Source organism: uncultured Psychrosphaera sp. (assembly GCF_947500655.1).
In the GTDB taxonomy this organism is placed as follows: domain Bacteria; phylum Pseudomonadota; class Gammaproteobacteria; order Enterobacterales; family Alteromonadaceae; genus Psychrosphaera.
Window position 1 is genome coordinate 175,653 of sequence record NZ_CANMSK010000005.1, and the last position, 26,087, is coordinate 201,739.

Genomic DNA, 26,087 nt, shown 5'->3' on the forward strand with positions numbered 1-26,087 from the left:
GCATGATTTTTCACATAACCAACCTACTTTTAGCCAACTCTGGCGTAATTCAGTAGTTTTTTTAAATCCGCCAGAATGTCTTTGCTAGTTTTTATTGTATCCTCGCGTAAGACACTTCCTGCGTATTGCATGATCACCTTGCCATATGGATCAACAAGATAAATATGGTCCATATCTAATTCAGTATTAGTTACTTGCTGACGTTTCAGTAACGGATATTGGGAGAAATCAAGCGACTCGTTTAACACCAAAGCATCAACTCTTTTTTGTAATTTTCCTAAAGCAATATAGGTTTGGTTTAAACCGTATAACTGCTCTTCACATTTTTTATCACAGTCATGCTGATTTGGCTGAAACACTAACCGCCACATAGGTCTGTCAGATAACTCAACTAAACCTAACGTTATTTCATGATCAACAAATTGACCTTTTGCTGTAGCGCCTGGAGTAAACCAACCAAACTTTAAAACCATAAAAGCCAGTACAAATGACGCAACTGCCATGCCTACAAAAATAGTGAAAAAAGATTTAGTTTTCATTGTTTTCCTTTAACGACGATCTTGGTGTTTTTTGAATTTGTTTACCTTTATGCAAGCTGGCAAACATAAAGACCACGAGACTAGACAATGCGAGTAAAAACCATTGCACCGCATAGGCTTGATGTTTCTCTGGTGACATAACCACTGGTTTGTATATTTGTGGATAATTTATATTTTCATTAGTGTCTGCATAAACCACTACGGGTAACACGTCCTGTGTATCTAAGTTGGCAATAATGCTAGAAATAGACTGGACTCGTTTTGGCCAACCGTTTTCGTCTTGCCCTTGCTGCAGTGAAAACTGTTTAAAATCTGTGGTTCTGACAACCCCTGTTAATTCAATATTGTCAGGTAGAGTTATTCTTGGTAATTCAGAACGATATTTACTAGCCTGAATCCAGCCCCAGTTGACTAATACTTGCTTGGCTTGTGGTGTTTGATTTTGTTGCTCTTTACCTTGTAGTTGAAGAGTCGTTATCACGTTATAGCCAACTTTTCCGTTATAGGTTTTATTATCCAATAACCAAGTATTGTCGGTAACTATCTTGCCGTGTAGTTTTACCTTACGCCCATTAAGTTCAATGAGTGTTATTGCAGTACGTTGCAATAAATCTTCGCCAGTAATTTCACCTTGCTGTGAAAATAATGCGATTTGTTGACGCTTTTGTTCCGCTCTATCTAATTGCCAAAAACCTAACTTGCACATTGCAACAAAAGCGGCCAAAGTAACCACCAAAGGTAAAATTGATACTGAAAAGCGTTGAAATATTATCAATATACTGCAATCCAAAAACTAAGATAAAGGAAATTAATGTATGGCACTAATAGTCAAAATCGCTATCGGATTAATATTAATTTTCATTATATTTAACTTATTTAAAGCTATGACTTCAATGTTAAAACAACATCCAGAGCAAAAGCCTATGTCGTACTTTATTGGTAAACGATTAATCTATACCGTGTTACTTATCTCGATACTGTTAATTTGTTTATTCACTGGTGTTATTCAGCTTAACCCCAGACCTTTTTAATATTGTACATACGCCCTGCCAATATTTATTGGCAGGGTTATACAATCTAAATGATATAAACAAATATAAACAAACAAACCCAAACCACATCAACAAAGTGCCAATACCAACTCGCAGCTTGGAAACCAAAGCTATTCTCTGGTGTGAAGTGATCTTTAATTACAATTCTTAAAAACATAATGAACAACATTATGGTGCCCAATGTGACATGCAAACCATGAAAACCAGTGAGTAAATAAAAGGTATTTCCGTACATGCCGCTAGATAACATTAAGCCCATTTCTTGATATGCATGAGTATATTCTTCTACTTGTAAAAATAAGAAAATACAGCCTAAAAGCACGGTTAACCCTAGACCCCATTTAAGCTGCTTACGTTTATTTTGCTCCAAACCAACATGTGCAAAATGGCAGGTAATTGAAGATATTAATAATATAATCGTATTGATAAGTGGCAAGCCGTTCCAGCCCATAGCTTCAGTGACTGTACCACTTGGTGTTTTTGTTAATGGCCAAATAGCTTCAAATGCAGGCCATAAAACTTCATGCGTCATCGCATTATTACTCGCACCACCTAACCAAGGAACAGAGAAGACTCGGGCATATAATAAAGCACCAAAAAATGCACCAAAAAACATAACTTCTGAAAAAATAAACCAACTCATTCCCTGACGAAATGATCTATCTAGTTGCTTGCTGTATTTGCCAGACATGGACTCATCAATCACGTTACGGAACCAGCCCACGAGCATAAAGATGGTAATTGCCATTCCAGCAAAAAGTAAATAACCACCAAAACCAGTTACTTGGTTTTTAATATCATTAACATAATTACCAGCGCCAAAGGCGATACAAAACAACCCAATCGCGCCCACAATAGGCCATGGACTTTGTGATGGTACATAATACTTTTCATATTCATTATTATTCATATTCTGCCCTCTCAAATGAGCATTAATTCTTGTTTGCTGCGAACAATTTTATAAATTCGTCTTGTTCAATATTTTCACTAATATCAAACAAGGTATAAGCCAAAGTAACGGTTGAATATTCAGCCGGAATATCTTTGTCTATATAAAACTGCAACCCTAAATCAGCAGACGTTCCACGCTCTAGAGGTTGCTGATTGAAGCAAAAACATTCGATTTTATTAAAATATGCAGCGGCAATACCAGGACTCACTGAAGGAACTGCCTGCACAACCATATTGCTTACTGAGTTATTTTTTACTATAAAATTGAGTTGATGCATTTCGCCAGGATGGACATTCATTTTTTTTACTTCTGGTTTGAATATCCAAGGTAAATTACCCTGAGTTCTTGCAATAAATTCAACACTGATGGTTCTAGTTTTATCCACGAAAGAAGATTGTGATGCAGCGACTTCGCTGGTTTTACCGTTAAGTCCGGTGATATCACAAAAAATGTCATACAGCGGAATCAAAGCAAAGCCAAAACCAAACATTAGAAATACAGTTACCACTAACTTCTTAACGAGTTTGTTGGTAGCCTGTTGTGTTTTCTGTTCATCTTTCATTAAAACTCAACCTATTTAGTCGTTGAATTAACAGTATCTATTTAATTGTCGGTGGTGTTTCAAAGGTATGATACGGAGCTGGCGAAGGAACTTCCCATTCTAATCCTTCAGCACCTTCCCAAACTTGGGCTGTCGCTTTTTCACCACCTTTAATACATTTATAAACCACAGCAACAAACAACAATTGAGATAAGCCAAATGCAAAGCCTCCAATACTTATTACTGCGTTAAAGTCAGCAAACTGCAAAGCATAGTCAGGTATTCGTCTTGGCATTCCCGCCAGACCTACAAAATGCATCGGGAAAAACAACACGTTTACTGATACTAATGATAACCAAAAATGGGTTTTTGCTAACTTTTCATCAAACATATTACCGGTCCACTTTGGCAGCCAATAATAAGCCCCCGCCATAATTGAAAATATAGCGCCGGTAACCAGTACATAATGAAAATGAGCGACCACAAAATAAGTATCATGATATTGGAAATCGGCAGGTGTAATGGCTAACATCAAGCCTGAAAATCCACCTATGGTAAATAGGACGATAAAGGCAATTGAGAACATCATGGGCACTTCAAACGTTAATGACCCTCGCCACATGGTTGCCACCCAATTAAAGATTTTTACCCCTGTGGGCACCGAGATCAACATAGTGCAATACATAAAGAACAGTTCGCCAGCAAGCGGCATACCTGTGGTAAACATATGATGAGCCCAGACCAAAAACGACAAGAGTGCAATTGATGCGGTGGCATACACCATAGATGAATAACCAAACAGTTTTTTACGACTAAAGGTAGGAACAATTTGCGAGATAATGCCAAATGCAGGCAGTATCATTATGTACACTTCTGGGTGACCAAAGAACCAGAATATATGTTGGAACATCACGGGGTCGCCACCACCTGCGGCATTGAAAAATGACGTTGCAAAGTACTTGTCGGTTAACACCATAGTTACAGCACCAGCTAAAACCGGCATGACTGCTATCAATAAGAATGCAGTGATCAGCCAAGTCCAAACAAACAGCGGCATTTTCATAAAGGTCATGCCTGGGGCTCGTAAATTAAATATGGTGACAATCACGTTTATCGCCCCCATTATTGAGGAGATCCCCATAATGTGAACTGAAAATACAAACAATGCGGTACTGTCATTACTGTAAGTGGTAGAAAGTGGTGCATAAAAAGTCCAACCAAAGTTAGGACCGCCACCTTCCATAAACAAAGACATTAATAGTATTAAAAATGCAAAAGGTAAGATCCAAAAACTCCAGTTATTCATTCTCGGCAGCGCCATATCTGGTGCGCCTATCATCATAGGAACCATCCAATTAGCTAAACCAACAAACGCGGGCATAACGGCACCAAACACCATAATCAAGCCATGCACCGTTGTCATTTGATTAAAGAAGTCTGGTTCAACTATTTGCAGCCCAGGTTGAAATAACTCAGCCCTAATGACCATAGCCATTGCACCACCAATAAAAAACATCAGTAATGAAAATAAAAGATATAAAGAACCAATGTCTTTATGGTTAGTTGTTAATAACCAACGCATAATTCCCGAAGGTGCACCGTGATGTTCTTCAACATGGTTATCAGCGTTTAAATTTTTTGTACTCATAACGTGCTCCTCCTATTTATCGACCAAAAATTCATTGATTGCTGCAGCTTGTACTACATCACCTGTATTGTTACCCCAAGCGTTACGCTCGTAAGTGACAATTGCCGCTAAATCTTTCAGAGCTAGTTGTTTGCCAAAAGCTTGCATTGCAGTTCCCGCTTTACCGTTAACCACAATATCTATATGTTCTTTAACATCACCAAGTGCAATGGCACTGTCTTTTAATCCTGGGAACACTCCTGGAATACCTTGACCATTTTGTTGATGACAAGCTGCACAATTTGCGTTGTATACTTTCTCGCCTAAGGCCATTAACTCCTCCATTGGCATATTCATCGCTAGCAGTTTTTGCTCTTCTTCTTTGAATTTTTTAGCAATTTCTACTTTTTCGGCCATCCATTTATCAAACTCTGCAGGCTCTTTTGCAATAACCACGATTGGCATAAAGCCATGATCTTTACCGCATAGCTCGGCACATTGACCTCGATAAATCCCCGGTTCATTAACACGCGTCCAAGCCTCATTGATAAAACCAGGGTTAGCATCTTTTTTTATTGCAAATTCAGGTACCCACCAAGAATGAATTACATCATCGGACGTAATTAAAAAACGTACTTTTTGACCTGTAGGGATCACTAGTGGCCTATCAACTTCAAGTAGATAGTTAGCAGATTTTGCAATTTTGTTTTTAATTTCAGATTGGGGAGTCGCCAGCAGACTGTAATAATCTAAATCATGTTCAAAGTATTTATAATGCCACTTCCACTGAGAGCCCGTAACTTGAACCGTCAGATCTGCGTCAGTAGTATCTTCCATTTCAATTAATGTTTTAGTGGCGGGAAACGCCATGGCGATCAAAATAACAAATGGAATGGCAGTCCAAAGTATTTCTACTTTAGTACTTTCGTGGAAATTAGCAGGTTTAGCACCTTTGGATTTTCTATGATGGATTATGGACCAGAACATGATCCCAAAAACGACAATGCCAATAACACAACAAATATAGAATATGATCATGTGCAAATTGTAAACACTTGCACTTATATCCGTAACGCCTTTAGTCATATTAAGACGCATTTCATCTGCATTAGCACTAGCATTACCTGACAATACGATAGCTGGGATCAACCAACTCAATTGCTTAGTAGCCACTAAACACACTCCCCTATTGAAACATTAGAAGAAGATGTCTGTACAACTCACCTCAGTGTATAAATCTAGTTAGCTAGACTTGTACAATCCCCAAAAAATGTTTGTTTCATATTATTTTTATAATCAGTCTATAACGCTGATTTACTGTTGATATTTTATTTGTATAATTTTTACTCAACAAAACAAACCTATACCTTTTATTTAAATAGTGCAAATAATCACCAATAAAAAAACCCGCTAAGTGATTTTCACCGAGCGGGTTTTATCTATATATATTAAATAATTACATTAACGAACTATTTCTAATAACACCAACAGCCAAGCCTTCTATGGCAAAATCTTGATAATTTAAATCTACTTTAATTGGTGAAAAATCTTGATTTTCGGCATGTAAAAGAACCTGACTACCATTTCTTTCTAAGCGCTTTACTGTCACATCATCGCCAACTCGAGCCACAATAACTTGTCCATCTCTGGCTGTTTGCGTTTTATGCACGGCTAATAAGTCACCGTCCATTATGCCAATATCTCGCATACTCTCGCCTTCAACCATTAATAGGAAGTCAGCAGAAGGAGTAAACATAGCTGGGTCTAAATTAACACGAGACTCAACATGCTCCATCGCTAGTATTGGAGAGCCTGCTGCAACTTTACCAACAACTGGAATACCAGCTTCAATATTAGAAATATCTTCAGTTAAACGAATTCCGCGTGATGTTCCAGCTAAAATCTCTATATAGCCTTTTTTAGCTAATGCTTTTAAATGATCTTCAGCGGCGTTAGCTGAACGAAAACCTAAGCGTTTAGCTATTTCGGCTCTAGTTGGAGGCATGCCTGTTGATACAATAGCTTGTTTTATTAACTCAAGTATTTGAGCTTGTCTTTCAGTTAATGGACGCATAGTCTGGTTTTCCATACAGTTACAATACCTGTTAGTATATACAGCAAAATTAAAACTGCAAATATAAGTTAAATGTTGGTTAGTGTTTGCAAAACATTTTGTTAATATCACTGTCTGAATTTTATAACTTCTCGAGATTAGATCTAATGGCTTATATTTCTTACCTTTTTTATTGGCTCACCCGTCCATTTATCAAAGTAAACATAGTATCGGATAGTGATTTATCACTGGACCTCACTAAACCGATTAAATACGTACTGGTCACCAACTCATTTGCTGATAAATTAGCACTAGAACAAGTTTGCCGAAAACAGGGTTTACCGAGTCCATTTAAGTCCTTTAAGCTAGGCGGACACTCACTTTCACGAGCCATGGGTGTAAAACATAGAAAATCACTTTTCACTTCAGAAAAGAAACATGAAGCTAAAATAGTTAAGCACAGCCAAGAGCTATTAATGAAAGTGGCCGACAGCCAACGGGATGTGCAATTTGTGCCTGTAATGGTTTGTTGGGGGCGCGCTCCCGGTGTTGAAAAAGTTAAAGAGAATACAAAAATAGGTATTAAAGATTTAATTGCTGAGAATCTACAAGCCAGTCGTTTCCGCAAATTCTTTATTGTTTTATTTTCTGGTAGAGATAACTTCATCAGAATATCAAAACCCGTTTCATTAATGGAAATGGTAAATAGATATGGCACATCAAAAGAGTCTGCTCATAAGCTAATTAGGGTCGCTCGCATTCACTTTGAACGTCAACGCATTGTTGCTACTGGACCAAAAATAATGGCTCGTACAGCTATGTTTAATAGTTTGCTAGCAAGTCCAGCGCTTAAGAAAGCACTGCAAGAAGAAATGGACTCTAAAGACATTTCCATGGCTCAAGCCAAAAAAAATGCGATAAAACTACTGAATGAAATTGCCGGTGATTATAGAGAATCTTATATCCGTTATGCATCACGCATATTAACTTGGTTATGGAATAAAATTTATAACGGTATTCGCGTACATAATGCTGATGAATTAAGGGACTTAGCGCAAAAAGGACATGAAATTGTTTACGTGCCTTGTCATAGAAGTCACATGGATTACCTATTACTTACTTATGTTATTTATAAAGAAGGGTTAGTTCCGCCACATATTGCAGCGGGAATAAACTTAAACTTCTGGCCTGCAGGCCCTATTTTCAGAAAAGCAGGCGCTTTCTTTTTACGTCGAAGCTTTAAAGGCAACAAGTTATATTCTGCGGTTTTTCGTGAATACTTAGGGCAATTATTCATTAAAGGCTATCCAGTAAAATATTATACCGAAGGTGGACGTTCTCGAACGGGTCGTTTGTTAAGTCCTAAAACGGGCATGTTAGCGATGACCATTCAGGCTATGTTACGTGGAGTAGACCGCCCAATTACTTTAGTGCCAGTTTACATTGGTTACGAGCATGTAATGGAAGTGAACACTTACTTAAAAGAACTTAAAGGTCAAAATAAAGAAAGTGAGTCTATATTTGGCCTATTTAAAGCACTTAAGAATTTAAAAAATTACGGTCATGGTGACGTGAATTTTGGTAAACCAATTAGCTTAAATGAGATCCTTAACGAAAAAGCTCCGCAATGGCGTGACTTAATTGACCCGGTTGATGTAGTTAAACCAAGTTGGCTTACGCCAGTTGTTAACCACACAGCAAATATAATTATGAGTTCTATTAATGACGCTGCGGTATTAAATACCGTAAACCTTTGCGCATTAACTTTGCTTACATCCGATAGCCACGCATTACCGCGCGCTGAAATGCAACAATTACTCAACTTTTACATTCAATTAAATCAACAAGTCCCTTATGCACATAAGGTTCAAGTTCCATCGCAAACGGCAGATGAAATAATTGAAGAAGCTATACAACTTGAAAAAGTGGAAGCTGAAAGTGATGAATACGGCACTATCATTAAACTAGATGATAAAAACGCTATATTAATGAGTTATTACCGCAATAATGTCGTTCACTTATTTGCGATTCCAGCCATTATTGCTGGTGTTATTGTTAACTCATCAACTACGACTAAAGAGCAAATTTTAGATAAAGTAAACGACTTACTTCCTCTATTAAGACACGAGTTATACATCACAATCTGTGACATTGAACAATATTGTGACCAAGTCATAGAGTTCTTTATCCAGCAAAAATTAATACAGGACAAAAACGGTTCATTAACGATTGCTGATAAAAATTCTATGGGTTATTTACAGCTAAATTTACTAGCCAAAATAATGAAAGACACATTACAGCGTTATGCGCTTGGCTTTATTAGAATTGAGCAAGTTAACGGTATTCAGCGCAGCGAGTTGGAAGCAGATTGCCAGAAACTAGCAAAACGTTTGCTTAAATTACATGACGTTAAAGCGCCTGAATACTTTGATAAGAAGGTGATATCTAATTTTGTTTCATGTTTACGTGAACAAAATTACGTGTCGGTTAATGAAGCAGGATTAATGCACCTAACTGAGCTAGGTAAAGAAACATCGGATACGATTAATTCATTGTTAAGTGCAGAGTTGTTGCAGTCGTTAAACTCTTTAGGTTAAGAGATAAATTCCGTGAATAACATTTCCACCGATTAGCTTTTAGTTAATCTGTGGAATACATATTAAACCCATATTAGGAAGGATTGCAGAAGCTATTTCTTTTTAGCCTATTTATGTTTAGGAAAAAGCTCGTGATTTCTGATCACGCCTTCTTGCATTGCAGATGCTATTAATTCGCCTTTTTGATTAAAGAACTGTCCACGAACTAATCCTCTACCGCCACTGGCACTTGTGCTTTCTTTACTGAATAATATCCATTCATCCATTTTAAAAGGACGATGAAACCACATTGAATGGTCTAACGTCGCCACCTGCATTTTTGGCTGCATAAAGCTTTCGCCATGCGGCAACAAGGCTGTTGGTAAAAATGTGAAATCTGAAGCATAAGCTAATAAATAACGGTGGACACGAGGGTCGTCAGGTAATAAACCGCTGGCTTTAATCCAAGTCTGAGAAGCAGGTTCCATGACATGTGGATTAAATGGATTAAATTGTTGAACGTGGCGCATTTCAATTGGCTTATCCGCAAGTACTATAGAATGCAGTGGTTTTGGCACTTTATCTAAATTCTGTTGATAATATTCTAGTTCCGAGATTAACCCATCAGGTCCGATAACGTCTGGCATACTTGATTGATGATCGTAACCTTCGCCTTCTGTTTGAAAGGAAGCAGTCATATGGAATATGGTTTTGCCAAACTGAATAGCGCTTACTCTACGAGTGCTAAAAGAGCCACCATCACGAATATTTTCCACTTCATAAACTATTGGGTGTTGGTCGTTTCCTTCACGTAGAAAGTAACTATGAAAAGAATGAACAAAACGGTTTTCCACAGTTTCTTTAGCAGCACTTAATGCTTGGCCAATAACTTGTCCACCAAATACACGACCAAAGCCTAAAGCATGGCTTTGACCTCTGTATAAACCTTCTTCAATTTTTTCTAACTTAAGATCACTCAATAATGTTTCTAATGCTTTTTGGCTCATAATAAATCTCTAACAGCTATTTCTGTCCATTCTATTTCATCGGCAATGATTCTTTCACTTGATACGTAATGTAAAACTTGACCTGGCATTACACTAAAGTCATTTGCTGGGTTTAAATGCATTTTTATGCCAATTCGGTCTTCAGCCACAGCTAATAAAATTGCATTATGATTTTGTTTTAAATGGAAAAACAAATCAGCAAATTTATGTGGTGCCGTATCTAAGGGAATTTGTGTAGAAAATTGAGTATGACCATTTAATGTGGACATCATTTCTTCTTGTAAACGGCTGCTTCCTGGATCTTGCATTGAACGAACTAAAATTTCTGCGGTTTTAGACGAATTACATTCAATGTTTTTTGTATAACGATTTAGCATTTCAATTTTTGTGTCGTCACTAAAATTAGCACTTATGTGACAGCCATCTTTAACTAAAGAACTTAGTTTTAATGCACAGGTGAACGTTTGATCATCATTATCGCAATCAACAATAATTCTATCGGCTTTAGTAACTGCTACTCGGGTTAATTCATCGTCTTGAGTCATAGATTTTAATTTAGCAAATTCCACCAGCGAATGACTAAAAAATGGATGTTCTAATTCATTGGTCACGCAAAGTAGTATTTTACGTTTTTGGCGTTTGTTATCACCCAATATATGTTTGATCATTTTTTCTGTACGGCCTTCGTGCCATCCAAAAATTAATATATGTGAATCTTCATCACTAAAATCTTTTGTGCCTGTCATAACTTGTCTCAATACTGTGCTAACTGAACGTCCCAACTTACCAAGTAAAGCTGCAAATATTGCGAGCCCTAGCGGAATTTGAACCAATGCTACTACTAATTTCCCTTCAAAGGATGACGGACTTAAATCCCCATACCCCACGGTACTCGTAGTCACTACATAATAATAAATATACGAACTAAGGTTCGTTAATTCATACTCTTGTGCCCAATATAATAACAACCAACTTAAAATGGCGTGAAAGCATAAAAGAGAAAAAATGGACATCCAAGAAACATGAATAAAGTGTTTCCGTAACAATATAGCTAATCTATTAATGAACAAATTTAATTCCCTAGTAGTTTTCGCCATCCAGTTTTTTGCTCTACTGGTTGGTGTTTACTATATTGGATTAACTCTTGCCAAAATGGGCTTAATAAATTGAAGCTCAAGGTTTCAAAATCAGGTACCTTTCTAAGCGATATATGATACTTAGGATGACTTTCAACCCAAGCTAACGTTAACATTTGATAACTGCGTTGAAGTAAGTTTAACCACTCTCTGGCTTCTACATCGGGATTTAAATCTTTTAATGCAGGAACCATACGTTTTAAGCCATTGACGGTTTTATTATGAAAAGCGGTATATACTTTTTCATCTACGTGAGATTCCAACAATGCATCAGATATTCGACAAAGTTGTCCAAACTGAGGATTGTCTACCCAGTACTGTATTAAATAATTACAAACATCATCTACGGTCGTTGCTTCATACCTACGAGTTTCCGTTTCAACGGAAATAATCCAGTTTTGTAGGTGTCTTTCAAGCAATGCTAAAAATATAGCTTCCTTGGTTCTGAAATATATATATAGCGTTCCTTTTGCCACTTCGGCTTTGTTAGCTATTTCTATTGCTGATGGCAATATGTTACCTGAGTCAATGAATAAAGCTTCTGCAGCCGTTAAAATACCATTAACTCTTTGCAATTTTTGTTTTTGATTTTTAGCTTTTTTAATTTCCATAAGTATCTACTAACTAATTGTTTAAGGATTTTTGCTACATTAGTGCTTAATATTACAGTATTTCCTTGACCTTAAAATAAAAGAATTTTAGTTTATAAACAATTACATAATATAAATATGTAATTAACAGTTACCAATTCACTTTTAATAAGGTGTTGTAGTAATAAAAAAACAATAAATACGCACTAATAACAATAATAAAAATTCGCGTATTCAACTCTGCATTTTAGTTGCCATTACTGTGGCGACGGTTAGAATACCGACTTGAATATACATTCAGTATTAGGAATGTTTATTTTTCATAAAAAATGAAAATAAACAGCCCTTAATGTTATTTTTCCGGGATCTAAATTAATGACGTATCAGGATACCATTGAGCAGGCTGAATCTAAATTGCAAAAAACACTCTTGTTTTTAAAGCAACATAGATTAGCCGCTAGCCCTATCAACTACAGCGTGGCTTATGAATACGCCAGCGCAAAAAACACTGATATTGTTGAGTATATTAATAACGATATCAAAGATGGATGCATAATTGATTCCTTTTTAATGGAAGAACTGTACCGTCAATACATGCTTAATTCTGACGAAAACAATGAAAAAATATTGCTCCGCACCTCTTCAATCATAAACACCACTCAAAAGCATGTCCAAAAAGCACAGCGTGATAGTAAAAGTTACACCAATATTTTAGATGAAGCACTGTTATTACTGGATGATTCAAACCCACAAGTAACTCGCCAAGTAGTCGATAAATTAATTAAAGCCACGTCTTATACTCAAATTACTCAAAAAGTATTATTTAAAGCCTTACAGCAAGCACAAAACAAATCAAAAGAATTACAACAACATATCGAAAATTTAAATAATAACCGTCAAATTGATGCACTAACCGGTTTATATAATCGTGCGGTGATGGATCAAACTGTCGATATCTGGGTAAGTAACAATACAAAAAACATTGCAGCTCTCGCCATTAACTTAGATCACTTTAAGCAATTCAATGACAATTATGGCATGACAATTGGCAATGTTATTTTATCCAAAGTAGCTCAAAAAATTAAAAGTTATGTATCTGAAACTGGATTGCCAGTTCGATTAGCTGGTGAAGAGTTTTTAGTATTAATTCCTGATGCAACACCAACAAGTGCCAATGAAATTGCTGAAAAAGTAAGATTAGGCGTAGAAAATCTACAATTTGTGAATGCTAAAAATAAACAGAGATTACCAAAGGTGACGATCTCAATTGGTGTCACTGAGTATTGTCCTACGTTAGGTTTAAATGGAACCATTCAAAAAGCCTCTTCTGCTTTACGAATGGCAAAAGCCACAGGACGAAATCGGGTTTACTCAGATTAATTTGCTATCTACTGATAGCATTAGGTTACACATATTGTGTTTATATAACATTTAATCATCAAATGCCTATGTACTGTTGGTTTTAAGCCAACATTTAAGTACACTTGTTTTAATTACTCTTGCATGCGTAAAAATATGACTACTGAAAAAAATCAACAATCTACAACTCACTTTGGTTACAAAACTATTGAGTCAGAACAAAAACAAGCCATGGTCGCTGATGTATTCCATTCTGTTGCAGCTAAATACGACATAATGAATGATGTTATGTCTTTTGGTGTACATAGACTTTGGAAACGTTTCACTCTTGACGCGAGTAATGTTCGTCCCGGTAACAAGGTATTAGACTTAGCCGGTGGTACAGGTGATTTAACTCGTAAATTCAGTCAAGCTGTAGGACCAACAGGCAAAGTTATACTTGCCGATATTAACGACTCTATGATCAAAGTTGGCCGTGAAAAGCTGCATAACTTAGGTGTAGTTGGTAATGTTGAATATGTTCAAGCCAATGCTCAAGCATTACCATTTGCTGAAAATACCTTTGATTTAGTTACCATTGCTTTTGGCTTAAGAAATGTAACGGATAAAGACGAAGCTCTTAGCTCTATCTTTAGAGTACTAAAACCTGGCGGCAGATTATTAGTACTTGAGTTTTCCAAACCAGAACAAGCTTGGCTTAACAAAGCGTATGATTTTTATTCATTCAAAATCCTGCCAGAAATGGGTCAATTAATCGCTGGCGACAAAGAAAGTTATCAATACCTATCTGAATCAATCAGAATGCATCCTGACCAGGAGACATTAAAAGGCATGATGGAAACAGCAGGATTTGACCAGGTGTCATTTACAAACATGACCGGCGGTATAGTTGCATTACACAAAGGTTTCAAGTTTTGATCTTGTTACAACAACTGGCTCACACTTTTATTGAGCCGGGTATAAATAAATTGTTGGCTTTTGATGAACAATCAAGTCAAAAGCTGACAAAATTAGAAAATAAAAGCCTAAGTGTTTGTTTAACAGACCTGTCAGTAAGCATTAAACTGCAGGTGCTAAATAATAAAGTTCAGTTATCATCCAATATTGATGGTTACGATTGTTTAGTGACCACCAGCAGCCAATATTTACGTTCTTTATCTGATGCATCTCAATTAACTAAGTTAATAAAGCAAGATAACCTAGAACTCGACGGCGATTTAGCAATAGCCCAAAGCTTTTCAGATCTATTAATTAACAACGACATAGACTGGCAAGAGTTATTGTCGAGTTATTTTGGTGATGCTATGGCACACAAAATAGCTACAGGTATTAAAATCTTAGCAAACAACATAAAAGTAAAGTCGAAAGATATGGACTACACATTATCAACGGCTATTACCGAAGAGCTTAAATTAAGCCCGCATTACAATGAAGTTAGCCTTTTTATAGATGATGTAGATTCTCTCTCTGCCAAAGTAGACAAGTTAGCTGCCACCATAAATAAGTTAGCGTCTGAACAATTAACCCTTAAACAATAAAAGCGTGCATAAAATTGAATAAACTATCTCGTATTTTCAAAATAATTCATGTTTTTCTTTATTATCGTCTTTATGAATTAATACCTGCTAAAAAAACACCTTTTCTATTAAAAGCCTTTGTCCTTTTATGCTTTTGGTATCCTAAGACTTCAAAAAAAACTCATAGTGCGCATAACCTCAGAATTGCCCTTGAACACTTAGGCCCTGTTTGGATTAAATTAGGCCAAATGTTGTCGACTCGCAAAGACTTACTCTCTGAGCAATTAAGTGTCGAATTAACCAAGTTACAAGACCAAGTTACCCCATTTGCCACATCTTTAGTTTTAGAAACAATTTGCCAAGAATTAAATATTGAACAAATATCTGACGTTTTTTGTGAATTTGATCAGCAACCTATTGCAACTGCATCTATGGCTCAAGTTCATGGAGCTCAATTACAACTACCAAATGAACAGCAACCGATTAACGTAATTATTAAGGTGATCAGGCCTAATATAGAACAGCAAATAAAATCTGATATATCGTTAATGTTATTGTTTGCCAAACTTATTTCTAAAACCAAAGATGCACACAGATTTAGAGCTGTAGAAGTTGTAAGAGAGTATGAAAAAACCATTTTAAATGAGCTTAATCTTAACCTAGAAGCTAACAACGGTATTCGTTTACGCGATAATTTTGCCAATTCCGATGATTTGTATATTCCTGAAATTTATCCGAATTTGTCTACTCGAAAAATATTAGTTATGGAACGTATTTATGGTATTCCGGTGTCTGATACCAATGCGTTGCTACAACAAGGTTCAGATCTTAAGAAGCTGGCAGAGCGTGGTGTTCGAGTGTTTTTCACTCAAGTATTTAGGGACAGTTTTTTCCATGCCGATATGCACCCTGGTAATATTTTTATTTCTAAACAAAACCCAAGTGATCCGCAATATATAGGCATCGACTTTGGAATTATGGGTACTCTTAACGATCAAGATAAGCGTTATTTGGCTGAAAATTTTGTCGCATTTTTTAATCGTAATTATTTGCGTGTCGCGCAATTGCATGTGCAATCTGGTTGGGTACCGAGCCATATAAATGTACAAGAGTTTGAAATTGCTATTCGTGCAGTTTGCGACCCAATTTTTAATAAACCTTTAGATGAAATTTCTTTTGCACAAGTGCTTATTGGTTTATTTGATACCGCTAGGCAATTTGAAATGGAAGTTCAGCCGCAATTGGTATTATTACAAAAAACATTATTATATGTTGAAGGGCTTGGGCGTCAGCTTTATCCGCAATTAGATTTATGGCAAACCGCTAAACCGTTTTTAGAACAATGGGTTAATGAACAAATGGGTTTTAAAGCATTTTTTAAATCAAGCAAAGAAAATTTACCTTACTGGTTAGAAAAGGCGCCTGAAATTCCAGAAATGTTGCATTCTGGCTTAACAACGCTAAATAATATGCCTCAAATGAAGCAAGACTTAATTGAGCAATATCTTCAACATCAAAAACAACACCGACGTTTTCTGTTGCAATTAACATTAATGTCTTGTGGTTTTATTACATCCTTATTAATTGTTATGTTTGGTGATTTAGGTAATCTAACTGGGCAGATAGCAATTGGAGTATCTGGCTGTATAACCGTGCTTAGTGCGATAATTGTATGGTTAAGAATACGTTAGATATATAGACTAGTGATTTTCTGCGAATTGCCTTTATAAGAAACCATAGTGGGTTTCAATACGAAATGAAATTCCAGTATTACGTACAAAGTCATTTGAAAGAGGGTCATAATCATCACCATATGGATCATCTTTATTTAACTCAACAAAAGGTTCTATTTCAAAAAACAGCCAACGCCTCAGTGCATTAAACCGATATCGAACACTAAATTTATGTGACAACGGTTCTACTTTAGGCTCAATATAACCATACGATGAAAGCCCTGTGATCAACGCAGATTTATTACTAATCGCGGTTATTTGGAAAAGGCCAGAGCGCCACTCAGAAGCATTAAACGACTGCAAATCACGTAATGAGTAGTTATAACGAATTTCAGATGTTTGGTTTAATTTGTAACCAGTATCTAATAAAAATCGTGCTCCCCAACCATCCGATACATAATATTCAATAGCCGGTTTCAAATTGAGTGTGATTTTACCGTCAAAATACTGTTTACGATAACTAGCAGATGCTCTGGTATAAAGTTGATCTTCTCCCCAACCTATTCGTACCGATGTACTCACATTGTCTGACTTAGTATGTAAAAAACGTACGGCTGCACCTAATGAATTTTGACTTAGTTTAAATGCCTCCGTTCTTACGGATTCGTAAGGTAAGGTTTTAAAGTCATCATCTTCACCATCAGAAAGTATTAGTTCAACTGAGTTTTCTAAATTTGGCAGTTTGGCTTTTATTTTAAACTTAATAGGAAAACTATCACCGGAAAAAAATTCCCCCTCTTGCGGCTCCCAGCCAATAACAAAATGCCCCCATGTTTTGGCTTTGTTTTTTCCGTCTTCATCTTCTGCAAATAAACCATCTAGTAAATTAGCTGTCCAATCCATGGAATGCCCAACACTTTCTACCACTGTATTTACATCAACAAATAACACTTTTAATCTTTTTTCTTCTGTTGTTCTCTCTATATCGCTTAGAGTAGTCTTTAATGATTTTGCATTTTTAAATTGTTCTTGCTCATCTACAGCAATGATTAAAGGATTAACGTCTGTGATTATGCATTTATCTTGATTAACATTAATTATATTGCTTTCAAATAACTGATTATTTGCTTGGGATGATACTTCGCAACTTATACTTTTGTTTGATTGGAAACTAGGTGGGGGACTTGCTTGCGCACTAATAGACCATACTCCGCTAACGCAGATATACATCAACAAACTCTTTGTTTGGTCAATTAGCATTAAATAGCTTCTATTTTTTTGGTCTTATTATTCATCATTGAATATCTAAATATATTATTTCAGTTAATTAAACTTTATACTACTGACAGTTTAATTCAATATTGGAAATGAAAATGGGATTTGGTGGTGTTAGTCTTTGGCAACTTCTTATAGTTTTAGTTATTGTAATTTTATTATTTGGAACTAAAAAAATTAAATCATTAGGTTCTGATTTGGGATCAGCAATTAAAGGCTTCAAAAGCTCAGTTTCTGACGAAAAAACAAATATTGAATCAAAACCAAGTGATGATGCTGATTTTGAAAAATCAGAAAACCCAGACAAAGTTAACAAAAAAGATTAATTGATATGGGATTTTGGGAGTTTATTGTTATCGCAGTTGTCGGCACCATAGTACTTGGGCCAGATAAACTTCCATCCGCAATTCGCCGTTTTACTAAAATGAAACAACAGTTTAGTCAAATGGTTCAAGGCGTATCCGCCGAAGTAAATGAACAATTGCGTGTGCATGAACTACACGAAAACCTGAAAAAAGCAGAGCAGCTAGGCATGGAAAATTTATCGCCAGACTTACAAGAGTCCGTTGATGAGTTAACTAACGCCGCTAAAAGTGTGCAAAAAACACTATCTGAATCGCCTGTAGATACCACTAAAAATGACAAATGATAAACCCCCTTTTATAGCGCATATTGTTGAACTCAGACAGCGCCTAATTCGATCTGTGGTTGCAATCTTATTATGTTTTGCCGGTTTAGCTTATTTTGCAAATGAATTATATACCTTAGTATCAACTCCGCTATTAGATGTATTACCGGAAGGCTCTAATATGATAGCAACGGATGTTGCTGCACCATTTTTTGCCCCTTTCAAATTAGCGTTTATGCTATCTATTGTGTTGGCGTTTCCATACCTACTACACCAAATTTGGGGGTTTATAGCTCCGGGATTGTATAACCATGAGAAAAAATTTGCGGCACCAATATTAATTACCTCCGTCTTATTGTTTTATTGCGGTATCGCTTTTTCTTATTTTATTGTATTCCCATTAGTCTTTACTTTTTTCACCAGTGTAGCTCCAGAAAATATAGTTATTGCAACGGACATTAGTAGTTATTTAGATTTTATCTTAAAACTATTTATTGCATTTGGACTGTCGTTTGAAGTGCCTGTTTTAGTATTTATTTTGTGTTTATCTGGTGTAACAACCGTAGATGATTTAAAACAAAAAAGACCTTATGTGATTCTAGCGGCCTTTGTTTTAGGGATGTTATTAACACCTCCAGATGTGATAAGCCAAACGTTATTGGCAATTCCTATGTGGTTGTTGTTTGAATTAGGATTAATCTTATCCAGAGTCATCAAAGTTAAAAATCCAGATAGTGAACAAACAGGTGAATAGTTAGTCACTATTCGATTAATCCGGCTATAATTTAGATCACTAGATTACTTAATAAACAGCTGATATTGTTTTACCCTAAATTCAGCATAAGCAAAAAGGTTTCGTTCTTGTTTAATAAATTAGTTATTTTCTCTTTAGTTGTTATTGGGTTGCTTTTGCAAGTTAATGCAGCAACTTATGACATAACCAACTCAAAGGGGAAAACGGATCTTACACCTTATATAGAATACAATATTGGCGGTCATGATCCTCTAGAGACACCTCCAATAGAAGGTTGGTCTGAATTTAATCAAGCACAAATAAAATTAGGTTTTGATAATAGAGTCCAATGGTTCCGTTTTGAGTTGAGCAATCCGTCGACTCAAGTTGAAACAAAATATTTAGAATTAGATGCTCCTCTATTAGACAATATCGTTCTTTATCAATTAATTGATGGTCAAGTCAAAAGTGTACAGCACCTAGGTGATAATCAAGTATTTTCTTTACGCCCTGTATTACATGGATCTTTTATTGTGCCTATTATTTGGGGCATTAATGAAACATTAGAGATATACATTGCCACACAAACATCAGGTAGCACCCAATTACCAATTAATTTATGGCAAAAAGAATACTTTCAAGAAAAGCAAAATCAGCAACAATTATTAACTGGTAGTTATATTGGGCTTATATTTGCGGCAATATTAGTATGCCTAATTGCTTATATCGCCAGACGTCAAAAAGCATCTCTTTTACATGCCGGATTTATGTTTTCATTGTTAATGATTATTTTGACGTTGAATGGTTTTTCGTTCCAATATATATGGCCAAATCATCCAGTATTACAACAACATGCTTTTTATATTTTTGCTTGTATTGCCATCATATTTTCTGCGCTATTAGCCAGAGATACTCTTAAACACTTTTATCAAGATCACAAACTAATGGCTTGGTTCAAATCCATAGCTGTTTTTGCTCTATTGTTAACACCTGCAACTATATACTTGAGCTACCAGACTGCGCTGTACTTAGTTATTGTAATATCTATCATCATATGTGCTTGTCATTTATATGCTGGTGTTATGACATGGAAACATGGGTTACATCAACACCAAGAGTTTAATTATGGATTAGGTATTCTACTAATATCGCTTGTATTGATCACAGTAAATAACTTTTCTAGATTAGAGTTACCTATTTCCAATCTACATTTACTTCAATTTTCTTTATTAACCCACATCATATTTTTAGCTATCTCAGCAGTTCGCTCATCGACAATGGGCCGCAATGGATTAACAACAGAACAGGATATGTTAGCCAGTGATCAAATGATGGAATTGCAATTTGCATTGCGTGAATTAGAAGAAACAAATCAACAATTAGAAAAACTAAATACCTTAGATTCTCTTTCTGGCATATTTAACCGCAGACATTTTGATAAACGCTTACAAGCAGAGCTGCGAAGAGGAAGGCGAGAGCTATCAACACTATCCCTTATTTTATTTGATATAGACCACTTTAAAAAAGTGAATGACACTTACGGACATACAACCGGTGATGAAGTGATCCGCAGTATTTCATTAACAGCTTCACAGCAATTAAACCGAGCCACCGATGAAATATTTAGATATGGTGGAGAAGAGTTTGCCGTGTTACTACCTAATACAGACTTAGCTGGTGCCAAAATACTCGCTGAAAAAATTCGTTCCGCTATTGAAAACTTAAACATAACGCTTAATGAGCAAACCTTATCTTGTAAAATAAGCTTAGGTGTTGCATCGCATAATTCAAAAGAGCCTATTGAACCAGGTTTCTTTATTGAAATGGCTGATAGTGCCTTGTATAAAGCGAAACAAAGTGGCCGTAATCAAGTACAAATATATGAAAAGGGTAATTAAGTGACACAACAAAACTTAAGTGGTTTTCCTTATACTCGTATGCGCAGAATGCGTAAAAATGATTTTTCAAGACGTTTAATGCGTGAAAACGTTCTAACGGCTAATGATCTTATTTACCCTATGTTTATATTAGAAGGGAAAAATAAAAGAGAAGCAATTAGTTCTATGCCTGGTATAGAACGTATGTCTATCGATTTATTAGTTGAAGAAGCTAAAGAGCTCGTTGAATTGGGTATACCAGCAATTGCGATATTCCCGGTGACAGGCCAAGAACTAAAAACAGAGCTAGCTGAAGAAGCGTATAACCCAGAAGGGTTGGCACAAAAAGCAGTGCGAGCGGTTAAAGCGGCTTTTCCACAATTAGGTGTTATCACTGATGTTGCGCTCGACCCATTCACAGTTCATGGTCAAGACGGGATTATAGACGAAAACGGATATGTACTTAACGACATAACCACAGAAATATTAGTTAAGCAGGCTTTATCTCATGCTGAAGCTGGAGCTGATGTTGTTGCACCATCTGATATGATGGATGGTCGTATAGCAGCAATAAGAGCTGCATTAGAGCAACAGGGCTATATAAATACATCAATCTTAGCTTATTCCGCTAAATACGCTTCAAGCTACTACGGACCATTTAGAGATGCGGTAGGCTCAGCTGGTAATTTGAAAGGTGCCGATAAAAAAACTTATCAAATGGACCCAGCTAATGCAGATGAAGCATTAAGAGAAGTTGCTTTAGATTTAGAAGAAGGCGCTGATATGGTTATGGTTAAGCCCGGTATGCCGTATTTAGATATTGTCAGCAGCGTAAAACAAACATTTAAAGTTCCGACTTATGCATATCAAGTTAGTGGTGAGTACGCTATGCATATGGCTGCAATAGAAAATGGTTGGTTAGCTGAAGACGCAATTATTATGGAATCTTTATTAGCGTTTAAACGTGCTGGCGCAGATGGCATTTTGACTTACTTTGCTAAAAAAGCAGCGGTTTTACTTAAACAAAATAATGCTTAGCTTATAAATTTTATCGATTAAAAAAGGTGCAATAATTTGCACCTTTTTTATTTAACTAGGCACATATTCTACTCGATTACTAACTGCCAACCTTGTGCAGCTTGATAACTAGCTTCCTGTCCGAGTTCCGCTTCCGTCAATGGATTTTTACCTATCCAATTTTCAGGTAATGTTAGCTTTAATACTTCATTTTCTACCGTTACTAATACCTTGGGCATAGCTTCGTCTTTACGTCTTAATGACAATATAACCGCCAAACGTAAAATCCTTGATAAACGACAAGCCAATAATACTGACGTAGAACTTTGTTTTGATAACGAACTTTGGTCTATATCTTCTTTATGATTGCGAACCAAAGCAGTTAATAAGTTTTTTTGTGCTTCTGTAAAGCCAGGTAAGTTGGTGTTTGCTAACAAGTAACTAGCGTGAATTTGCTGATCTTTGTAAGCCACTTGTAAACCGACTTCATGAACAAGCGCAGCGGAGCGTAAAATTTCCAACGCTCCAAATTGTTCCATATCCCATTTATCACTAACTTGATTGACTAAATTCATAGCGAGTTCAGCTACACGTTTAGCGTGCTCTTCGTCAACATGGTAACGAGTCATTACACTGTTTAAAGTACGCTCGCGTACATTTTGCTTGGTTAAATGCGGTAACATTGAATACAACAAACCTTCACGTAATGCCCCGCCCGCTAATGTCATGCCTACTAAATTCAGTTGTCTAAATATGGCAATTAAAATAGCTAATCCACTTGGAAAAACTTGCTGTCTTTCTTGTACTAATCCAGGAATATTAAGTCGTTTTATAGAGCCGTAAGTTATGGCTTGCTGCATTATTGAAACGAGTCTTGCAAGCGTGATCCTTTCATCATGACCTTGATGTATAAGGATTTCTTGAATAGCTTGAACTGTACCCGAAGCACCAACTTCTTCTTTCCAATCAAAATCTTTGTACAAGTCACGTACTTGGCCAATCTCTAATTCTGCTGCGCCAATTGCGTTAGTAAAGTTCTGCTCTGACAGCTCACCATTAGGGAAGAATTTATCTAAGAAAGTTACACAACCTACATTTAGGCTATTAGAAATTTGTGGGATATCACCTTCGCCAGCCACAAGTTCTGTACTTGCGCCACCAATATCAATAACAAGCCGTTTTTGTTTACTGCTAGATGTGTAAGCAACACCTTTGTATATTGTATTTGCTTCTTCATCACCGGAGATAACACGAATTTTTTGGCCGAGTATATTTTCTGCTTTGTTTAGAAATACATCGACATTTTTTGCTAATCTGAGAGTTGCTGTGCCAGCAATCCTCAGATTTTGCGAGGGGATATCTTGCAGACGTTCAGCAAATAAATTTAAACATTCCCATCCTCTTAACATCGCTTCGTTAGACAAATTCATATCATTGTCTAACCCAGCGGCTAATCGAACTTTGCGTTTAACTCGTCCAATTACTTGAACACTGCCAGCAACCACCTGAACAATCATCATGTGGAAGCTGTTTGAACCTAAATCAATAACGGCATAACTACTATTGTTTTCCATTAAAGAATTACCTTGTTCAATTAGTTACGACGTCTTTGGCCGTGATGATTGTTACGACGCTTTTGATATTTAGGACGTGGAACATCATCTAATAATGCATCTGCATCATATTGACTAACTGGAATGCTATGGCCAATATATTCTTCAATTGCAGGTAAATTATATACATAAGATTCACAAGCAAAGCTAATGGCATTACCGCTAGCGCCAGCACGTCCTGTTCTACCTATACGATGTACGTAATCTTCACGGTCATCCGGTAAATCAAAGTTATAAACGTGAGATACTGATGGAATATGTAATCCACGAGCAGCTACGTCTGTCGCTACTAAAAAGTCGATATCACCTTTGGCAAACGCTTCTAAAATACTTAAACGTTTACGTTGGTTAACATCACCAGTTAATAAGCCAACTCTGTGTTTATCTGATTTTAGCCAGTTATACACTTTTTCACACGAATGTTTTGTATTAGCAAAAACAATCGCTTTTTCCGGCCAATCTTCTTCAATCAAAGACAATAGTAATTCTATTTTTTGATTAGATTGAGGATAAAACAATTCCTCTTCAATACGTACGTTAGTCATTTGCTCTGGTTCAGACTGCAAATGAGTAGGTTCATTCATATGTGAGTAAGCAAGTTCTTTTACTTTGAAACTCATCGTTGCTGAAAAAACTAGATTCAGACGAGAAGTTCTATCAGGCATTTTATCGAACAAGTAACGGATGTCATTGATAAAGCCTAAATCGAACATACGATCTGCTTCATCAAGTACAACAGCTTCAATCGAATCTAAGTTAAAAACACCTTGTTTATGGTAATCAATAACACGACCAGTAGTACCAATTAGAACATCTACACCTTTTTCTAGTACTTGGCGTTGAGATTCATAACCTTCGCCACCATAAATCAATCCAAGAGACAGACCACTTTGCTCAGCAAAGATAATCGCGTCTTTATGAATTTGGATAGCAAGTTCACGGGTCGGTGCTAAAATTATTGCTCTCGGTTGCCCTTTAGCATCCGGATTAGCTAATAATCTGTTAAATGTAGCAGTTAAAAAGGCGATGGTTTTGCCTGTACCTGTTTGAGCCTGTCCAGCTATGTCCGCGCCTTTTTCTATAAGAGGCATACACATAGCTTGAATAGGGGTACAATGCGAATAACCCGCAGAGGATAATGCTTTTAATACATTTTCATGTATCGAAAAGTCTGTAAATTTAGTTTCTGTCAAATGTGTCTTAGTCATAGCGGATAAGAATAACCTTAACCCTTGCAATATGAAACATTTTATTCAAAATAGCGTTATAAATTTAATAAATACTTGGAGTTTTAAATGAGCGATAAAATTATTGCAGTAACTGACGATAGTTTTGAGTCAATTATCAATGGTGACAAACCTGTTTTAGTTGATTTTTGGGCTGAATGGTGTGGACCTTGTAAAATGATCGCACCAATTCTTAATGAAGTTGCTGAAGAAATGGCTGACACGGTTACCATTGCTAAATTAAATATAGATCAAAATCCGAATACACCACCAAAATTTGGGGTTCGTGGTATTCCAACTCTTTTACTATTTAAAAATGGTGCGGTTGCAGCGACTAAAGTTGGTGCATTAAGTAAAACTCAGTTAACTGAGTTTCTAGCAGAAAACATTTAGTCTGAACTTAATTAAATAGTTCAGCTAAATTAGTTAAAAAAGAGTCGATAAATTCGGCTCTTTTTTGATCTTGCCAAGGAACAGATGTTCCAACCCCCCAAATAGGTGCAGGCCAAGTTAAATCATTTTCAAACCGAGCAACAACATGCCAATGTAATTGCGAAACTACATTACCTAAATTCGCCACGTTAATCTTTTTACACTCTGTCGATTTAGCCAATGCCTTAGATACTAAAGAGCTTTCTACCATTAATTGTGCTTGCTGATCAGAAGACAACTCATACACTTCTGTTAAACCATTCTCACGAGGTAATAAAACCAACCAAGGGTAACGGCTGTCATTTTGCAAACGTACCTGACATAAAGGTAAATCTTTGATGAAAGTCGAATCTTTTTCTATACGAGGGTCTAATTTAAACATGAGAGATATTTACTATTTTTGTGATAAGTAAGTAATGGTTCAATGTAACAAAAGATAAGCCTAACAGCCATTAAAGTTGCTTCTATCCGAACAGTTTTCTAACCCAAAATGCAAAAAAAAACGTTCAATGAGCATGGGGTTGTGATTATAATAGTGAGTCTGGCGATTTTGGCCTTGCTCGCAACTCGAAGCTTTTTTCAAACTCCAAATGCAAAAAACCCGTCAATCTTACGATCAACGGGTTTCTCTAATAGGAGTCTGGCGGTGAGCTACTCTCGCATG

At 36.3% G+C, this 26,087-nt stretch carries 26 protein-coding genes; 12 read left to right on the forward strand and 14 right to left on the reverse strand.

Annotated elements, in window-relative coordinates:
* Nucleotides 1-29: 29 nt before the first annotated feature.
* Both Q0940_RS06840 and Q0940_RS06845 read right to left on the reverse strand, forming a co-directional pair.
* Nucleotides 30-539: a hypothetical protein gene (locus tag Q0940_RS06840; RefSeq protein ID WP_299266048.1), complete on the reverse strand. Its 510-nt coding sequence runs from the start codon at nt 537-539 to the stop codon at nt 30-32.
* Nucleotides 529-1,314: an SURF1 family protein gene (locus Q0940_RS06845; protein ID WP_299266050.1), complete on the reverse strand. Its 786-nt coding sequence runs from the start codon at nt 1,312-1,314 to the stop codon at nt 529-531. Before Q0940_RS06845 ends, Q0940_RS06840 begins: the two co-directional genes overlap by 11 nt.
* A gap of 40 nt (nt 1,315-1,354) precedes the next feature.
* Here Q0940_RS06845 and Q0940_RS06850 point away from each other — a divergent pair, with 40 nt between their 5' ends.
* Nucleotides 1,355-1,570 carry a DUF2909 family protein gene (locus Q0940_RS06850; protein ID WP_299266052.1) on the forward strand — a complete coding sequence of 72 codons (216 nt, stop codon included), beginning with the start codon at nt 1,355-1,357 and terminating at the stop codon, nt 1,568-1,570.
* 46 nt (nt 1,571-1,616) lie between these two features.
* On the opposite strand, the gene Q0940_RS06855 is transcribed toward Q0940_RS06850, so the two are convergent.
* The 5 genes from Q0940_RS06855 to lexA all read right to left on the reverse strand — a co-directional run bounded on the left by Q0940_RS06855 (nt 1,617) and on the right by lexA (nt 6,785).
* Nucleotides 1,617-2,501, reverse strand: a complete 885-nt coding sequence (locus tag Q0940_RS06855) for a cytochrome c oxidase subunit 3 (protein WP_299266055.1) — start codon at nt 2,499-2,501, stop codon at nt 1,617-1,619.
* A 22-nt stretch (nt 2,502-2,523) separates the two neighbouring features.
* Nucleotides 2,524-3,105, reverse strand: coding sequence for a cytochrome c oxidase assembly protein (locus tag Q0940_RS06860; RefSeq protein WP_299266058.1), 582 nt, complete (start codon nt 3,103-3,105; stop codon nt 2,524-2,526).
* 37 nt (nt 3,106-3,142) lie between these two features.
* The gene (gene ctaD, locus Q0940_RS06865; RefSeq protein WP_299266120.1) at nt 3,143-4,666 is read right to left on the reverse strand and encodes a cytochrome c oxidase subunit I; all 1,524 of its coding nucleotides are present in this window, start codon (nt 4,664-4,666) and stop codon (nt 3,143-3,145) included.
* A gap of 78 nt (nt 4,667-4,744) precedes the next feature.
* The gene (gene coxB, locus Q0940_RS17100; protein ID WP_363323572.1) at nt 4,745-5,809 is read right to left on the reverse strand and encodes a cytochrome c oxidase subunit II; all 1,065 of its coding nucleotides are present in this window, start codon (nt 5,807-5,809) and stop codon (nt 4,745-4,747) included.
* 358 nt (nt 5,810-6,167) lie between these two features.
* A complete protein-coding gene (gene lexA, locus Q0940_RS06880) occupies nt 6,168-6,785 on the reverse strand; it encodes a transcriptional repressor LexA (protein WP_299266126.1) in 618 nt (205 codons plus the stop codon).
* 146 nt (nt 6,786-6,931) lie between these two features.
* Between lexA and plsB the strand changes: the two genes are divergently transcribed.
* Entirely contained in the window at nt 6,932-9,361 is a 2,430-nt protein-coding gene (plsB, locus tag Q0940_RS06885) for a glycerol-3-phosphate 1-O-acyltransferase PlsB (RefSeq protein WP_299266061.1), read from the forward strand.
* Between the two features lie 107 nt (nt 9,362-9,468).
* Here the strand turns inward: plsB and tesB are convergent, their stop codons facing one another.
* From tesB to Q0940_RS06900, 3 genes are read right to left on the reverse strand one after another with little or no spacing between them, the layout of a single operon-like run.
* Nucleotides 9,469-10,347, reverse strand: a complete 879-nt coding sequence (tesB, locus tag Q0940_RS06890; RefSeq protein WP_299266064.1) for an acyl-CoA thioesterase II — start codon at nt 10,345-10,347, stop codon at nt 9,469-9,471.
* Nucleotides 10,344-11,444, reverse strand: a complete 1,101-nt coding sequence (locus Q0940_RS06895) for a potassium channel family protein (protein WP_299266067.1) — start codon at nt 11,442-11,444, stop codon at nt 10,344-10,346. Before Q0940_RS06895 ends, tesB begins: the two co-directional genes overlap by 4 nt.
* Nucleotides 11,420-12,094, reverse strand: coding sequence for a TetR/AcrR family transcriptional regulator (locus Q0940_RS06900; RefSeq protein WP_299266070.1), 675 nt, complete (start codon nt 12,092-12,094; stop codon nt 11,420-11,422). The genes Q0940_RS06895 and Q0940_RS06900 overlap by 25 nt, the downstream gene beginning before the upstream one ends.
* Before the next feature lie 354 nt (nt 12,095-12,448).
* Between Q0940_RS06900 and Q0940_RS06905 the strand changes: the two genes are divergently transcribed.
* From Q0940_RS06905 to ubiB, 4 genes are all read left to right on the forward strand, one after another.
* Nucleotides 12,449-13,453 (forward strand): GGDEF domain-containing protein, encoded by a 1,005-nt coding sequence (locus tag Q0940_RS06905; protein ID WP_299266072.1) that lies wholly within the window; start codon nt 12,449-12,451, stop codon nt 13,451-13,453.
* A 135-nt stretch (nt 13,454-13,588) separates the two neighbouring features.
* Nucleotides 13,589-14,350: a bifunctional demethylmenaquinone methyltransferase/2-methoxy-6-polyprenyl-1,4-benzoquinol methylase UbiE gene (gene ubiE / locus Q0940_RS06910; protein ID WP_299266074.1), complete on the forward strand. Its 762-nt coding sequence runs from the start codon at nt 13,589-13,591 to the stop codon at nt 14,348-14,350.
* Nucleotides 14,347-14,970 carry an SCP2 sterol-binding domain-containing protein gene (locus Q0940_RS06915; RefSeq protein WP_299266077.1) on the forward strand — a complete coding sequence of 208 codons (624 nt, stop codon included), beginning with the start codon at nt 14,347-14,349 and terminating at the stop codon, nt 14,968-14,970. Before ubiE ends, Q0940_RS06915 begins: the two co-directional genes overlap by 4 nt.
* 14 nt (nt 14,971-14,984) lie before the next feature.
* Complete coding sequence (ubiB, locus tag Q0940_RS06920) at nt 14,985-16,640, forward strand: ubiquinone biosynthesis regulatory protein kinase UbiB (protein WP_299266081.1); 1,656 nt, start codon at nt 14,985-14,987, stop codon at nt 16,638-16,640.
* Nucleotides 16,641-16,673: 33 nt separating this feature from the next.
* Here the strand turns inward: ubiB and Q0940_RS06925 are convergent, their stop codons facing one another.
* Nucleotides 16,674-17,852, reverse strand: coding sequence for a hypothetical protein (locus Q0940_RS06925; RefSeq protein ID WP_299266085.1), 1,179 nt, complete (start codon nt 17,850-17,852; stop codon nt 16,674-16,676).
* Between the two features lie 143 nt (nt 17,853-17,995).
* Here Q0940_RS06925 and tatA point away from each other — a divergent pair, with 143 nt between their 5' ends.
* From tatA to hemB, 5 genes are all read left to right on the forward strand, one after another.
* Nucleotides 17,996-18,223 (forward strand): twin-arginine translocase TatA/TatE family subunit, encoded by a 228-nt coding sequence (gene tatA, locus Q0940_RS06930; protein ID WP_299266087.1) that lies wholly within the window; start codon nt 17,996-17,998, stop codon nt 18,221-18,223.
* A 5-nt stretch (nt 18,224-18,228) separates the two neighbouring features.
* Nucleotides 18,229-18,546, forward strand: a complete 318-nt coding sequence (gene tatB / locus Q0940_RS06935; protein ID WP_299266090.1) for a Sec-independent protein translocase protein TatB — start codon at nt 18,229-18,231, stop codon at nt 18,544-18,546.
* Nucleotides 18,536-19,279, forward strand: a complete 744-nt coding sequence (gene tatC, locus Q0940_RS06940; protein ID WP_299266093.1) for a twin-arginine translocase subunit TatC — start codon at nt 18,536-18,538, stop codon at nt 19,277-19,279. Before tatB ends, tatC begins: the two co-directional genes overlap by 11 nt.
* Nucleotides 19,280-19,386: 107 nt before the next feature.
* Complete coding sequence (locus Q0940_RS06945) at nt 19,387-21,156, forward strand: diguanylate cyclase (protein WP_299266096.1); 1,770 nt, start codon at nt 19,387-19,389, stop codon at nt 21,154-21,156.
* Nucleotides 21,157-22,173 carry a porphobilinogen synthase gene (hemB, locus tag Q0940_RS06950; protein ID WP_299266100.1) on the forward strand — a complete coding sequence of 339 codons (1,017 nt, stop codon included), beginning with the start codon at nt 21,157-21,159 and terminating at the stop codon, nt 22,171-22,173.
* Nucleotides 22,174-22,241: 68 nt separating this feature from the next.
* Here hemB and gppA read toward each other — a convergent pair whose 3' ends face one another.
* Entirely contained in the window at nt 22,242-23,726 is a 1,485-nt protein-coding gene (gene gppA / locus Q0940_RS06955) for a guanosine-5'-triphosphate,3'-diphosphate diphosphatase (protein WP_299266102.1), read from the reverse strand.
* A 20-nt stretch (nt 23,727-23,746) separates the two neighbouring features.
* Nucleotides 23,747-24,973, reverse strand: a complete 1,227-nt coding sequence (gene rhlB / locus Q0940_RS06960) for an ATP-dependent RNA helicase RhlB (protein WP_299266105.1) — start codon at nt 24,971-24,973, stop codon at nt 23,747-23,749.
* Nucleotides 24,974-25,060: 87 nt separating this feature from the next.
* On the opposite strand from rhlB, the gene trxA reads away from it, so the two are divergent.
* On the forward strand, nt 25,061-25,384 hold the full coding sequence (gene trxA, locus Q0940_RS06965; RefSeq protein WP_299266108.1) for a thioredoxin TrxA: 324 nt from the start codon (nt 25,061-25,063) through the stop codon (nt 25,382-25,384).
* Between the two features lie 7 nt (nt 25,385-25,391).
* Here trxA and Q0940_RS06970 read toward each other — a convergent pair whose 3' ends face one another.
* Nucleotides 25,392-25,805 (reverse strand): HIT domain-containing protein, encoded by a 414-nt coding sequence (locus Q0940_RS06970; protein WP_299266111.1) that lies wholly within the window; start codon nt 25,803-25,805, stop codon nt 25,392-25,394.
* Nucleotides 25,806-26,087 lie beyond the last annotated feature (282 nt).